This window comes from Actinoplanes ianthinogenes (assembly GCF_018324205.1).
In the GTDB taxonomy this organism is placed as follows: domain Bacteria; phylum Actinomycetota; class Actinomycetes; order Mycobacteriales; family Micromonosporaceae; genus Actinoplanes; species Actinoplanes ianthinogenes.
In genome coordinates this window covers 112751-125890 of the sequence record NZ_AP023356.1, presented here as the reverse complement: position 1 = coordinate 125890, position 13140 = coordinate 112751, and the positions used below count along the sequence as shown (strand labels likewise).

13 protein-coding genes are annotated in these 13140 nt (G+C 71.1%); 10 read left to right on the top strand and 3 right to left on the bottom strand.

The window, feature by feature from the left end; genetic code table 11:
- Positions 1 to 31 precede the first annotated feature (31 nt).
- Genes Aiant_RS00595 through Aiant_RS00585 form a run of 3 tightly spaced genes read left to right on the top strand, consistent with a single transcriptional unit; the run spans position 32 to position 2111 of the window.
- Positions 32 to 490: a hypothetical protein gene (locus Aiant_RS00595; RefSeq protein WP_189334131.1), complete on the top strand. Its 459-nt coding sequence runs from the start codon at positions 32 to 34 to the stop codon at positions 488 to 490.
- Positions 487 to 993, top strand: coding sequence for a SigE family RNA polymerase sigma factor (locus Aiant_RS00590; RefSeq protein WP_189334132.1), 507 nt, complete (start codon positions 487 to 489; stop codon positions 991 to 993). Before Aiant_RS00595 ends, Aiant_RS00590 begins: the two co-directional genes overlap by 4 nt.
- The gene (locus tag Aiant_RS00585; protein WP_189334133.1) at positions 990 to 2111 is read left to right on the top strand and encodes a hypothetical protein; all 1122 of its coding nucleotides are present in this window, start codon (positions 990 to 992) and stop codon (positions 2109 to 2111) included. Before Aiant_RS00590 ends, Aiant_RS00585 begins: the two co-directional genes overlap by 4 nt.
- A gap of 118 nt (positions 2112 to 2229) precedes the next feature.
- On the opposite strand, the gene Aiant_RS00580 is transcribed toward Aiant_RS00585, so the two are convergent.
- Positions 2230 to 2754, bottom strand: coding sequence for a universal stress protein (locus tag Aiant_RS00580; RefSeq protein ID WP_212846880.1), 525 nt, complete (start codon positions 2752 to 2754; stop codon positions 2230 to 2232).
- Between the two features lie 127 nt (positions 2755 to 2881).
- Here Aiant_RS00580 and Aiant_RS00575 point away from each other — a divergent pair, with 127 nt between their 5' ends.
- From Aiant_RS00575 to Aiant_RS00545, 7 genes are all read left to right on the top strand, one after another.
- Positions 2882 to 3613, top strand: coding sequence for a YqjF family protein (locus Aiant_RS00575; protein ID WP_189334135.1), 732 nt, complete (start codon positions 2882 to 2884; stop codon positions 3611 to 3613).
- A 75-nt stretch (positions 3614 to 3688) separates the two neighbouring features.
- Entirely contained in the window at positions 3689 to 4270 is a 582-nt protein-coding gene (locus tag Aiant_RS00570; protein WP_189334136.1) for a formyltransferase family protein, read from the top strand.
- 113 nt (positions 4271 to 4383) lie between these two features.
- Positions 4384 to 5016, top strand: coding sequence for a TetR/AcrR family transcriptional regulator (locus tag Aiant_RS00565; RefSeq protein WP_189334137.1), 633 nt, complete (start codon positions 4384 to 4386; stop codon positions 5014 to 5016).
- Positions 5017 to 5133: 117 nt separating this feature from the next.
- On the top strand, positions 5134 to 7092 hold the full coding sequence (locus Aiant_RS00560) for an acyclic terpene utilization AtuA family protein (protein WP_229830911.1): 1959 nt from the start codon (positions 5134 to 5136) through the stop codon (positions 7090 to 7092).
- Positions 7093 to 7127: 35 nt separating this feature from the next.
- Entirely contained in the window at positions 7128 to 8663 is a 1536-nt protein-coding gene (locus Aiant_RS00555) for an acyl-CoA carboxylase subunit beta (RefSeq protein ID WP_229830913.1), read from the top strand.
- On the top strand, positions 8663 to 10543 hold the full coding sequence (locus tag Aiant_RS00550) for an acetyl/propionyl/methylcrotonyl-CoA carboxylase subunit alpha (RefSeq protein WP_189334275.1): 1881 nt from the start codon (positions 8663 to 8665) through the stop codon (positions 10541 to 10543). Before Aiant_RS00555 ends, Aiant_RS00550 begins: the two co-directional genes overlap by 1 nt.
- The gene (locus Aiant_RS00545) at positions 10540 to 11682 is read left to right on the top strand and encodes an acyl-CoA dehydrogenase family protein (protein ID WP_189334140.1); all 1143 of its coding nucleotides are present in this window, start codon (positions 10540 to 10542) and stop codon (positions 11680 to 11682) included. The genes Aiant_RS00550 and Aiant_RS00545 overlap by 4 nt, the downstream gene beginning before the upstream one ends.
- 12 nt (positions 11683 to 11694) lie before the next feature.
- Here Aiant_RS00545 and Aiant_RS00540 read toward each other — a convergent pair whose 3' ends face one another.
- Together Aiant_RS00540 and Aiant_RS00535 are read right to left on the bottom strand one after the other, a co-directional pair.
- Positions 11695 to 12744, bottom strand: coding sequence for a cation diffusion facilitator family transporter (locus Aiant_RS00540; RefSeq protein WP_189334141.1), 1050 nt, complete (start codon positions 12742 to 12744; stop codon positions 11695 to 11697).
- Positions 12745 to 12800: 56 nt separating this feature from the next.
- Positions 12801 to 13130, bottom strand: coding sequence for an ArsR/SmtB family transcription factor (locus Aiant_RS00535; RefSeq protein WP_189334142.1), 330 nt, complete (start codon positions 13128 to 13130; stop codon positions 12801 to 12803).
- Between the last annotated feature and the right edge of the window lie 10 nt (positions 13131 to 13140).

Here is a 13140-nt window from a genome sequence, read left to right as displayed (position 1 = left end):
GCGCACATCCGACAGGCACTATCCTGCGGCCATGGATGCGGGTGAGGCGCTGCCGATCTGGTGCATCGTGGCCAACGTCGTCGACGAGCGCCCGTACGGCCCCGGCGGCGCCGAGCGACGCCGAGGCCTGCGCCGCTTCGCGCCCGGCGCCAAGGTCTGGGTCCCGGACGGGTTCGCCGGCATAGGATACGAGACGGTCACCGTGATCGGGCGGCCCCGCGGCTCCCAGCGATACTCCATCGTGCACGTGCGCACCGAGCACCTCACCAACTGGCGTATCCGTCCGGTCTACAGCCCGGCCGTCCGGGCGCGCATCGACGAGGTCTGCTGGAGCGTGCACCACGGCTTCTCCGCCGAGCACGGGAACGATCGGACGAGCGAGGACTACCGGGCCGACCTGGCGGCGTTCGTCGAGCGCTTCCGGCGTACCGAAAAATCTTCTGAGCGATTGTCATCAAACGACGGCGGCGACGGCGTTTCTCTGCCGTGACGTTCGAAGAGTTCGTATCAGCCCGCCTCGGCAACCTGGTGCGGTACGCGACCGTGGTCACCTGGGATCCGCATCTGGCCGAGGACATCACCCAGAATGTCCTGGTCCGGGCGCAGTCCCGATGGTCGCGGATCGGCCGGATGGACGCGCCGGAGCTCTACGTGAAGCGCATGGTCGTCAACGAGTTCCTGTCCTGGCGGCGACGCCGGGCCGCGCAGTCCATCCCGGTGTCGGCGGAGACCCTGGCCGGGTTCCTGCCGGCCGCCCCCGACCAGGTGGCGGTCCGTGACGACCGGGACGCGATGCTGCGCCTGATCGCCACCCTGCCACCCCGGCAGCGGGCGGTGATCGCCCTGCGCTTCTACGAGGATCTGGCCGTCGAGCAGATCGCCGAGATGCTCGGCTGTCGAACGGTCACTGTCCGCACCCACCTGATGCGCGCGCTGGCCACCCTGCAGGGTGCGTTGCCGGCCACGCTCGTGACCACCGGGGAACAACCGTGACCAGGGATATCGAAGACCTCATCCGCTCCGCCCAGGAGATCCAGGCGGACCGTGCCCTGCCCGCCGACCGGATCCGCGCGGCCCTGCCGCAGCGAGCCGCTACCGTCCGTCGCCGCCAGCGCTTCGGCATGCTCGGCGCGGCCGTCGCCGCGGCGGCCGTGGCGGCCGCCGTCGCCGTGCCGGCGCTGGTGCTGCGCGGCCCCGAGCCGGCCACGACCAGCACCGTGGCGGCCGCCCCGAGCACCGCCCCGGCCGATCCGTCACCCAGCGCGACGACCGCGGGCCTCCCCGCGCAGGTGGCGCTCGGATACAAGCCGACCTGGGCGCCGCCCGGTCTCAGCGAGCACATCCGGCAGTACGGCACCGCCGAGGCCGGCGATCCGTTCGGCCCGACGCTGATGCGGTTCTGGACCAAGCAGGTCGGCACCGGCGACCCGCAGAGTGCCGACGGCCCCCAGCTGCTTCTTTACGTGCGCACCCAGGTCTCCGGCGAGGGCCGCCTGGCGCCCGACGGCGGCAAGAAGGTCGACGTCAACGGCGCGCCGGGCTACTACCACGACGACGGGGGCAAATCGTACGTGGACTGGGCGATCAACGAGCACACCGTGCTGTCCCTCGCCACCGTCCACTACGACCTCGGCAAGGCCGACCTGCTGAGGATGGCCCGGTCGGTGCGGCCCGACCCGGGTGTCACCGCGACCCCGCTGACCCTGCGCTGGCTGCCCGAGGGCTGGTCCAGCAACTTCGTCACGGTCAGCGGCGACACCGAGCAGACCTGGCGGGCGAGCGTCCTGGCGGGGAAGGTCGTGCCGGCGACCGGCCACGACAAGAACGGCAAGGACAAGAAGGCGGGCGCGGACGGCCAGCTGTCCGTCACGGTCGGTAGCGGCACCGACGCCCCGGACGGCGGCGAGAAACTCACCGTCGGCGGCCACCCGGCCCGCCATCCGAAACGGTCGGAGCCGTTCGCCCAGAGCATGCTCTACCTGGTCGTCGACCTCGGCGGCGGCCGGCAGATGACGCTGATCGGCGAGGGCGCCGGGATCACCCTGGACGACCTCACGAAGATCGCCGAACAGGCCGAGATCAGCAAGTCCGCGCCGGACTGGATCGGCTGACCCCGCCACGGTCGGGCCCGCCTCCCGCGAGGGACGGCGGGCCATTCCCCGCTGACCACTTCCGGTCCGCTCGGCATCAGGTCCGTCAGTTTTCGGTACGCCCGGAGCCGCCCCCCGATCAGGTGGGCAGCACGATCGTCAACGGGCAGGCGGTGTGCCCGATCAGCCCGGCCGCCGTCGCGCCCAGCGGATGCGACGCCGCCGGCTTCCCGGTCGCGGCGACCACCAGCAGCGCGGCGTCCCGGCTCACCGCGGACAGCGCGTGCGCGGGATGCCGGTCGTGGCAGATCTCCCGCTCGGCGTCCGCCGCCGTCGCCGCGTCCAGGTCGTCGTAGAGGGCGGCGTCCAGCAGCAGATCCGGGTACCGCCGGTGGCCGTCCCAGACGTGCACGACCCGCAGCGGCAGGCCCAGCTCGGAGGCCCGCTCCGCGGCGTACTCCAGAACGGTGTGCCGGGCGTCGTCGTCCGCGATCGCCGCCGCGACGACGTGGCCGCCCCGCTCCGTCGTACCGATGATGTCGACCGCGCCATGAAAGGCGTCCGTCCGCATCGCCCGTCTCGCCCCCGGCGGCAGCCGGAGGCTGACCGCCGCGGCGAGACAGTCGAGCTGATTCCCGGAGATCGTGCTACGCACAGTGATCACCCCACGGTTCTCGACCGATGGAAGCGGTACGAATCCGCCCCATTGCCATCGTCCCGCCCTCTGCTGCCGTCATCCAGGGGCCGAAAGGCCCGTTCGCGGCTGTCCCGGACCATGTGAACCTGTACGGGTGAGCGTCGAGGAGATCACCACGGAGACGGTGCGGCCGGTGGCCCGTGCCGTGCTCGGGCAGCGCTGGACCGACCTGGCCTTCCTGCACTGGCCGGTGGACCCGGCACGGGTGGCGCCGCTGCTGCCGGCCGGCACGGTCCCGGACGTCCTCGACGGGGTGACCTATGCCGGGCTGATCGGCTTCCGGATGGAGCGGGTCGGTTTCCTCGGCGGACCCGGCGTTCCCTATCTCGGCACGTTCTGCGAGACCAACGTGCGCCTCTACAGCGTCGACGACCAGGGGCGGCGGGCCGTCGTCTTCCGGTCGCTGGAGGCGGAACGACTGGTCCCGGTGCTGGTGGCGCGGGCGAGCCTGCGACTGCCGTACATGTGGGCCCGGATGCGGCTGACCCGCGAGGGCGACACCCTCGCCTACGTCTCCCGCCGCCGCTGGCCCGGCCCCCGGACTGCGACCACCCGCATCCGCATCCGCGTCGGCGAGCCGATCGCCGACCCGACCCCGCTGGACCACTTCCTGACCGCCCGGTGGGGTCTGCACACCCGGGCCTGGGGCCGCACCCGTCACCTCGCCAACGATCACCCACGCTGGCCCCTGCACCGTGCCGAACTGCTCGACCTGGACGACACCCTGCTCGCCGCCGCCGGCCTGCCCGGCCTCGGGGGCTCACCGGCCAGTGTCCTCTACTCCCCGGGCGTGCCGGTGACCTTCGGGCCGACCGCGGCTCCCTGAGCCGGGCAAATCGTGGCCGCTGGTGTGCCGACTCTTGGCGGGGCTTCGGAGATATCGAGCACGCACAATATCGGGGTGCTCGGCAATGGGGTTCATCGAACCTTCGAATACATCTGTCGCGCCATCCTGGACGGCGTGCTGACCAACTGCAAGTTCACGGCTGTGTGCGCCAACAGGCCGGGCGCCCCGATCTTCGGATCGGCCGAGGCGCAAGGGATCCCGTGGAGATATCTCGACGGCACCAGCACCGGGGAGATCGACGAGCAGGCCTTGGCATTCTTCCGGCAGCACGACGTCGACTTCGTGATCCTGCTCGGATATGGGAGGAAGGTCGGCAGCACCCTGCTCGACGCCTACCCGGACCGCATTCTCAACCTCCACTCGGCGCCACTGCCCCGATTCGGTGGCCAGGGAATGGTGCAGCCCGTCAGTCAGGCGCACGTGCTGGCGGCCGGGGTCCGTTTCAGCGGACCCACCATTCATCTCGTCGACGCCGACTATGACACCGGCCAGATTCTCGCCCACTGGCCCGTTCGGATCCGCCCGGACGACACTCCGGAATCGCTGAATGCGCGGTGCAACCTGGCCGCCATGCCGCTGTATGTCCGGACCATCCAAGACTTCGTGCACCGCCTCGATTTCCCGGACGAGTATTAAGTCCTGCCCGGCGATCTTCCCGGAGGAGTTGCGTCCGCTACTCGCCGGACGTCCCGGTGACGATGTGCATGATGCTGGATGCCATCCGTCGGCCGGGAGCGATGATGGTCACCATGGGCCGATCACGAACGAACCCCGCGCCGACCGCGCCGGTCACCGCCCGCGGGCGCCGGACGCGGGACGCGCTGCTCGCGGCCGGTCGGCAGCTGCTGGAGACGCGAGGCTGGCCCGCGTTCACGCCGGAGCAGGTCGCGCAGGCGGCCGGTGTCTCCTACGGCACCTTCTACACCTACTTCGAGTCCAAGGACGATCTGCTGCGCACGATCGTCCGGGCGGTCGCCGAGGAGATGTTCACCGAGAGCCTGGTCGGGCCGGAGACCGCCGACGACCCGTACACCCGGATCGTCGAGTCGAACCGGGGTTACCTGCGGGCCTGGCGCAACGCCTCCCGGGTGTTGCGCCTGGTCGAGCAGGGCGCCGACACCGACGACACGCTGCGGCAACTGCTGCTGGAGGTGCGGGAGCTCTATGTACACCGCGGCGCCGAGGGCCTGCGCAAGCTTCAGGACGCCGGCCTGGCCGATCCGGAACTCGACCCGCGGCTGACCGCGATCGTGCTGGGCGCCATGGTCGAGCAGATGGCGCACGTCATCTATTCGTTCCGGGAGCCGCTCGACGAGGACGCCGTGGTCAACCACATGTCGAAGCTGTGGGCCGCGGCGATCGGGCTCCGCGAGCGTCCTTGACAATTTTGTCAGATTGCCTAACGTGGCCCCCATCACCAAGCGTCGAGCGAGGAGAGCGGCGTGCGAACGATCCGCGTCGGCAACTGCTCCGGTTTCTACGGCGACCGGCTCTCCGCCATGCGCGAGATGCTCGACGGCGGCCCGCTCGACTACCTGACCGGCGACTATCTGGCCGAGCTGACCATGCTCATCCTCGGCCGCGATCGGCAGAAGAACCCGGAGCTCGGGTACGCCAAGACGTTCCTCCGCCAGCTCGCCGACTGCCTGACACTCATCAGATCGGCAAGCGTCAAGATCGTCAGCAACGCCGGTGGACTGAACCCGGCCGGCCTGGCCCAGGCGATCCGAGCGCTCGACCCTGATCTCCGGGTCGCCTACGTCGAGGGTGACCAGCTCACCTGGCCGAAAGCGATCACCGCGAACGCCTACCTGGGCGCGTTCGGCATCGCCGAGGCCCTGACCGCGGGCGCCGACATCGTCGTCACGGGCCGGGTCACCGACGCGTCGCTCACCCTCGGACCGGCCATCGCCGAGTTCGGCTGGACCCGTGACGACCTCGACAAACTCGCCGCCGGCATCGTCGCGGGGCACGTCCTGGAGTGCGGCACCCAGGCCACCGGCGGCAACTTCAGCGGCTTCACCCGGCTCGACCTCAGCCGCCCGCTCGGCTTCCCGATCGCCGAGATCAGCGCCGACGGGACGGTTCTGATCACCAAGCACCCGGCGCACGGCGGCGCGGTCACCGTCGACACGGTCACCGCCCAGCTCGTCTACGAGATCGACAGTCCCCGCTATCTCAACCCCGACGTCACCACCCACCTCGACACGGTCCAGCTCGTCCAGGAGGCAAAAGACCAGGTCAAAGTCTTTGGCGTACGTGGTGGGGCCCCACCCGGCACCACCAAGGTCGGGATCAACCGGCTGGGCGGCCACCGGAACGCGGTCTCGTTCGTCCTGACCGGACTCGACATCGAGCAGAAGGCCGCCTGGACCCGGCGGCAGCTCGAAGCGGCCCTGACCACCCGGCCCGCCGAGATCATCTGGGAGCTGACCCGCACCGACCGGCCCGATCCGGCCACCCAGGCCGAGGCCTCCGCGATCCTGCGCTGCCACGTGAAGGACCCGGACCCGGACGTCGTCGGCCGCGACTTCAGCGGCGCCGCGGTGGAGCTGGCCCTGGCGTCCTACCCGGGTTTCCACGTGACCGCGCCGCCCGCGGCCGCCACCCCGTTCGGCGTCTTCGAAGCCGCCTACCTCCCACAGTCCGAAGTCCCGCACACCGCCGTCCTCCCCGACGGCACCCGCTCACGAATCGCCCCGCCGGAAGTCTCGACCCCAGCTGGTTCTCGTGGCCCTATCGCGGACCCCGATAGGGCCGTGGAGTCCAGCCGCGAGTGGGTGGCTGGGGCTCGGGCTGGTTCTGGTGGCCCTATCGCGGACCCTGATAGGGCCGTGGAGTCCAGCCGCGAGTGGGCGGCTGGTTCTGGTGGCCCTATCGGGGAGCCTGATAGGGCCGTGGAGTCCAGCCGCGAGTGGGTGGCTGGGGCTCGGGCTGGTTCTGGTGGCCCTATCGCGCACCCTGATAGGGCCGTGGAGACCAGCCGCGAGTGGGTGGCTGGTTCTGGTGGCCCTGTCGGGGAGCCTGATAGGGCCGTGGAGGCCAGCCGCGAGTCGAGGGCTGTTGGGCAGCTGGACGGGGCTACCCGGCCCAGTCGGGACGGGGCGGGGCGGACGACCACGGCACCTCTCGGGCGGCTGGTTCATGCGCGGTCGGGGGACAAGGGCGGGACCGCCAACGTGGGAGTGTGGGTGCCGGCGGAGCATCCGCGCCGGCGGGACGCCTACGAGTGGCTGGCCGGGTGGCTCGACGCCGACCGGGTCCGGGTACTGCTGCCGGAGGCGGCCGAGCTGGACGTGACCGTGTACCGGCTGCCGCATCTGGCCGCACTGAACATCGTCATCGAGAGGCTGCTCGGTGACGGGGTAGCCGCGTCCACCCGTTCCGACCCCCAGGCCAAGGCCGTCGGGGAGTGGCTGCGCGCCCGGAACGCCGAGATACCGACGGAGTTGCTGTGAGCCTGCCCCCGGCGTACGAAAAGAATCGGGAAGCGATGCTGGAGCGGGTCGCGGACCTGGACCGGCAGCATGCCCAAGCCCTCGCCGGAGGCGGGCCGAAGGCCGTCGACCGGCACCACCGGCGCGGCAAACTGACCGCGCGCGAGCGGATCGAGCTGCTGATCGATCCGGATTCGGCCTTTCTGGAGTTGAGTCCGCTCGCCGGGTGGGGCACCGATTTCGCGGTCGGCGGATCGGTGGTGACCGGGCTCGGCGTGGTCGAGGGCGTCGAATGCATGATCATCGCGAATGACCCGACCGTGCGCGGCGGGTCGAGCAATCCGGTCACGCTGAAGAAGAGCTTCCGGGCCGCGCAGATCGCCGCGGAGAACCGGCTGCCGACGATCAACCTGGTCGAGTCGGGTGGCGCGGATCTGCCGACGCAGAAGGACATCTTCATTCCGGGCGGGCAGCATTTCCGCGGGCTGACCGAGGCGAGCGCGGATCGACGGCCGACGATCGCCTTGGTGTTCGGGAATTCGACGGCCGGTGGCGCCTACGTGCCCGGGATGAGCGATTACGTGGTGATGGTGGCCGGGGGAGCGAAGGTGTTCCTCGGCGGGCCGCCATTGGTGAAGATGGCGACCGGTGAGGAATCGGACGACGAGTCGCTCGGCGGGGCGGAGATGCACGCGCGGATCTCCGGGCTGGCCGATTACCTCGCGGTGGACGAGCGCGACGCGATCCGGATCGGGCGGCAGATCGTGCGGCGGCTGAACTGGCGCAAGCTCGGGCCGGCGGCCGCCGGCGACTACGCGGAGCCGGTCGACGACCCGGAGGAACTGCTCGGGATCGTGCCCACCGATCTCAAGATCCCGTTCGACCCGCGGGCGGTCATCGCGAGGATCGTCGACGGGAGCGAGTTCGACGAGTTCAAGCCGCTGTACGGAACGAGCCTGGTGACCGGGTGGGCGCGGCTGCACGGGTACCCGATCGGGATCCTCGCGAACGCGCAGGGCGTGCTGTTCAGCGAGGAGGCGCAGAAAGCCGGGCAGTTCATCCAACTGGCCAACCAGAGCGACACGCCGCTGCTGTTCCTGCACAACACGACCGGCTACATGGTCGGCAAGGACTACGAGCAGGGCGGGATCATCAAACACGGCGCCCAGATGATCAACGCGGTGTCGAACTCGACGGTGCCGCACCTGTCGATCGTGATGGGCGCGTCGTACGGAGCGGGAAACTACGGGATGAGCGGGCGGGCCTACGACCCGCGGTTCATGTTCAGCTGGGTCGGGGCGAAATCGGCGGTGATGGGGCCGGCGCAGCTCGCCGGGGTGGTGTCCATCGTGTCCCGGCAGGCGGCCGCGGCGAGCGGGCGGCCCTTCGACGAGGAGGCGGACGCGCGCACCCGGGCGGCGATCGAGGCGCAGATCGAGCGGGAGTCGCTGGCCTATTTCACGTCCGGGATGCTCTATGACGACGGGGTGATCGACCCGCGCGACACCCGGACGGTCCTGGGGATCTGCCTGTCTGCCATCCACAATGCGCCTGTTCAGGGCGCCCGGGGTTACGGGGTGTTCCGGCTGTGATGATCCGTAAGCTGCTCGTCGCGAACCGCGGTGAGATCGCCCTCCGAATTTTCCGGACATGTCGACTGAGCGGCATCCAGACCGTGGCTGTTTATGCCGAAATTTCGGACCTGCACGTGGCGGCGGCGGACGTCGCGGTCGAGGTCGACTCCTTCCTCGACGGCGCGCAGATCATCGCGGCGGCGCACCGGGCCGGGGCCGACGCCATCCACCCCGGCTACGGCTTCCTCTCCGAGAACGCCGCCTTCGCCCGCGACGTCGTAACCGCGGGACTGATCTGGATCGGTCCCGACCCGGACGCGATCGAGGCGATGGGCGACAAGATCCGCGCCAAGAAGCTGGTCGCCGGAGCCGGCGTCCCGATCCTGGAGGGCGGTGACTCCTTCCCGCTGCTGATCAAGGCGGCGGCGGGCGGCGGCGGGCGCGGCATGCGGGTGGTCACCGAGCCCGAGGCGCTGGAGTCCGCGCTGACCGCCGCCGAGGCCGAGGCGCGCTCGGCGTTCGGCGACGGGACCGTGTTCACCGAGCCTTACCTGCCGCTGGCCCGGCACGTCGAGGTCCAGGTGCTCGGCGACGCGTCCGGCCGGATCTGGGTGGTCGGCGATCGGGACTGCTCGGTCCAGCGCCGGCACCAGAAGATCGTCGAGGAGGCGCCGGCTTTCGGGCTCTCCGGCGAGACGCGGGCGGCGCTGCACCGGCATGCCCGGAACGCGGCCGAGGCGGTGCGCTACCAGGGCGCCGGCACGGTCGAGTTCCTGGTCGACGGTGAGCGGATCTTCTTCCTCGAGATGAACACCCGGCTCCAGGTGGAGCATCCGGTCACCGAGGCGGTGACCGGTCTGGATCTGGTCGCCTGGCAGATCGCGATCGCCGAGGGCCGCGAACTGGGAGACGCACCGCCGGCTCCGCGCGGGCACGCCATCGAGGTGCGCCTCTACGCGGAGGATCCGGCGCGGGACTTCGCTCCGCAGACCGGCCGGGTGCGCGCTTTTCACTTCGAGACATCTGACGTACGGGTGGATGCCGGCGTGGCAGCCGGAAGCGAGGTCGGCATCCGCTACGACGCCATGCTCGCGAAGATCGTCGCGCATGGGCCGGACCGGGCAGCGGCGATCCGGCTGCTGGCCGACGCGCTGCGGCGCGGAGTGATCCACGGGCTCACCACCAACCTCGGCCTGTTGCGGGCGATCCTGCGGGACGACGACTTCGTGGCGGGCCGGGTCGACACCGCGCTGCTGGACCGCCGCCTCGCCGACTGGATCGGCGGTGACCGGGACCAGGCGGTCCGCAAGGCGGCGCTCGCGGCCGCGGTGGGAACGGCGGTCCGGACCGCGGTGTCCGGGAGCGTCCAGTCCCGCATCCCGGCGGCCTGGCGCAACGTGCCCAGCCAGGATCGGGTCCGCACCTATCGCTGCGGGACGGCGGAATACGCGGTCGGCTACCGGTCCCGTGGCGGACGGATCGAGTCGTCCTGGCTGCCCGGGGTGACCGTGCTCGCCGTGCGGGGTGAGCGGGTGGTCCTCGACGACCACGGGGTACGCGAGAGCTATCGGGTCACCGTGGTCGAGGGCGGCGCCGATGTGGACGGTCCCGAGGGCTCGTTCGACCTCCGTGAGGTGCCGGTCTTCACCGACCCGGCGGCGAACCTGGCGGCCGGCTCCCTGCTGGCGTCGATGCCCGGCCTGGTCGTCGCCGTGCACGTCGAGGCCGGTCAGCGGGTTGCCGCGGGCGATCCGATCGTGGTCCTCGAAGCCATGAAGATGCAGCAGACCCTGTCCGCGCCGGCTGAGGGGGTGGTCGCCTCGCTGAGCGTGGCGGTGGGCCGCCAGGTCGCCGCCGGCGACGTCCTCGCCGTGATCTCCCACGAGGAGTCGAGATGACCGCCTTTGTCGAGTCCGTGGAGCGCCGGGAGCTGCGGGAGGCCGTTGCCCGCCTGGCGCAGAAGTATGGGGAGTCCTATTTCTACGCGGCGGCCAAGGAGGGTCGGAAGACCACCGAGCTGTGGCGGGAGGTCGCGGCGCACGGCTATCTCGGGGTGTCCGTCCCGGAACAGTACGGCGGTGGGGGCGGCGAGATCGGCGACCTGGCCGCGGTCCTGGAGGAGCTGGCCACGGCGGGCTGTCCGCTCCTGCTCATGGTGGTCTCGCCGGCCATCGTCGGCACGGTGATCGCCCAGTTCGGCACCGACGCCCAGAAGGAGCGCTGGCTTCCCGGCATCGCCGACGGCTCGGCCACCTACGTCTTCGGGATCACCGAACCGGACGCCGGCTCGAACACGCACCAGATCGCCACCCAGGCCCGCCGCGACGGCGACGAGTGGGTGCTGACCGGCGGCAAGACCTACATCAGCGGCGTCGACGAGGCCTCCTACGTGCTGGTGGTCGCGCGGGTCGGCAAGCGCCCCTCGCTGTTCATGGTCCCGGTCAGCGCTCCCGGCTTCACTTATCAGAAGATCGACATGGGTCTGGTCGCCCCGGAGGACCAGTTCACCCTCTTCTTCGACGACGTCCGGCTCCCGGCCGACGCGCTGATCGGCAGCGAGGAGGCCGGTCTGGATCAGCTGTTCGCCGGGCTCAACCCGGAACGCATCATGGCCGCGTCCTCGGCGACCGGCATGGCGCGGTGGGCGCTGCGCAAGGCGGTCGGCTACGCCGGGGAGCGCCAGGTGTGGGGCGTCCCGATCGGCGCGCACCAGGCGATCAGCCACCCGCTCGCGAAGCTGCACGTGGAGATCGAGGCCGCCCGGCTGCTGACCCAGAAGGCCGCCGCCCTGCACGCCGCCGGCGAGCTGAAGGCCGCCGGCGAAGCCGCCAACATGGCGAAGTACGCGGCCGGCGAAGCGGTCTGCGCCGCCGTCGACCAGGCCATCCAGACCCACGGCGGCAACGGCCTGGCCACCGAATACGGCCTGGTCCAGGCCCTGGCCACGTCCCGCCTGACCCGCCTGGCCCCGGTCAGCCGGGAGATGGCCCTCAACTTCGTCGCCCAGTTCTCCCTGGGCCTGCCCCGCTCCTACTGACCTCGGCCGAGGTCAGCGGGTGCTGCGGTGGGTGGGCCCGTGGGCTTCGTCGCAGTGGGGTTCGGCGTGGGGCGCGGCGTCGGCGGCGTGGTCCACCTGGAGGGTCGTGTGGCGGATGTTGTGGTCGTTCTGCAGCAGGTGTTCCAGGGCTCGGCGGATGTGGTGGCAGTCGGCCTGGTCGGCGACCAGGACGTGGGCGGACAGGGCTGCCTGACCGGAGGTGATCTGCCACAGGTGGAGGTCGTGGATCTCGGTGACGGCCGGGACGGCGGCCAGTTCGGCGCCGATGGCGTCCACGTCCACGCCGGGTGGGGCGGCTTCGAGCAGGATGCGGCCGGAGTCGCGGAGGAGCCGGACACCGGCCACCGCCATCAGGGCCACGACGATCAGCGAGGCGATGGCGTCGGCCCGGGTGAAGCCGGTCAGCACCATGATCAGGCCGGCGATCAGGGTGGCGACGAAGGCGAACAGGTCGTTGAGGATGTGCTGGAAGGCGCCCTCGACGTTGAGGCTGGTGCGGTTCGCCCGGGACATGCACCAGGCGGCGGCGATGTTGACGACCACGCCGATCCCGGCGGTGATCAGGACCGGGCCGCCGGCCACCTCGGGCGGGTCGAGCAGGCGGCGCACCGCCTCGTACGCCAGCCAGCCGCCGAGCAGCAGCAGGGTGAGGCCGTTCGCCTGGGCGGAGAGGATCTCGGCGCGCTTGAGGCCGTAGGTGAAACCGCCCCGGGGCGGGCGGGCCGCGAGACGCATGGCGATCAGGGCCAGGACGATCGCGGCGGCGTCGGTGAGCATGTGCGCGGCGTCGGAGAGCAGGGCCAGCGAGCCGGCGATCAGGCCGACGGCCACCTCGCCGGCCATGAAGACGGTGATCAGGCTGAGGGCGGCGACGAGCCAGCGGCGGTCGGCGTCGGCGCTGACTCCGTGATCGTGCCCGTGATGGCCACCCCCGTGCCCGCGGTGCCCGTTCCCGTGCCGGTGGTGCTCCTCGTGTGCGGCGGGTGTGCGGTGGGCCGGTGCGGCACCGCAGCCGTGGCTGTCGTTCTGCCGGACGCCCATCAGCGGACTTCCTTTCCCGTGCGATGCCGGAGCGGACCGTCGCGACGGCGCGCTCATCAGCGGTAATCCTTGCCGGTCGGGTCCGGGCATGCGGCCGGATCGACCGCCAGCGCCAGGCCGAGCAGGTCGTCGAGCGCGTGCCGGATCCGGGCGTCGGCCAGCTCGTAGCGGGTGCGGCGACCCTCCGGCACGGCGACGACCAGGCCGCAGCCGCGCAGGCAGGCCAGATGGTTCGACAGATTCTGCCGGGTCACGCCGAGCAGATCGGCCAGCTCGGCCGGGTAACCGGGCGCGTCGCGCAGGGCGAGCAGCAGCCGGGTCCGGGTCGCGTCGGACAGCGCGTGACCGAATCGGGCCAGCACGGCGGCATGGGTGACCGTTTCCACCCGGTCGAGA

Excerpts from the sequence above, each read along its gene's own strand:
- Aiant_RS00560 (WP_229830911.1), top strand. The coding sequence starts at position 5,134 with ATGCGCGAGATGCTCGACGGCGGCCCGCTCGACTACCTGACCGGCGAC.
- Aiant_RS00565 (WP_189334137.1), top strand. The coding sequence starts at position 4,384 with ATGGGCCGATCACGAACGAACCCCGCGCCGACCGCGCCGGTCACCGCC.
- Aiant_RS00550 (WP_189334275.1), top strand. The coding sequence starts at position 8,663 with ATGATCCGTAAGCTGCTCGTCGCGAACCGCGGTGAGATCGCCCTCCGA.
- Aiant_RS00540 (WP_189334141.1), bottom strand. The coding sequence starts at position 12,744 with ATGGGCGTCCGGCAGAACGACAGCCACGGCTGCGGTGCCGCACCGGCC.
- Aiant_RS00555 (WP_229830913.1), top strand. The coding sequence starts at position 7,128 with ATGCTGGAGCGGGTCGCGGACCTGGACCGGCAGCATGCCCAAGCCCTC.
- Aiant_RS00545 (WP_189334140.1), top strand. The coding sequence starts at position 10,540 with ATGACCGCCTTTGTCGAGTCCGTGGAGCGCCGGGAGCTGCGGGAGGCC.
- Aiant_RS00595 (WP_189334131.1), top strand. The coding sequence starts at position 32 with ATGGATGCGGGTGAGGCGCTGCCGATCTGGTGCATCGTGGCCAACGTC.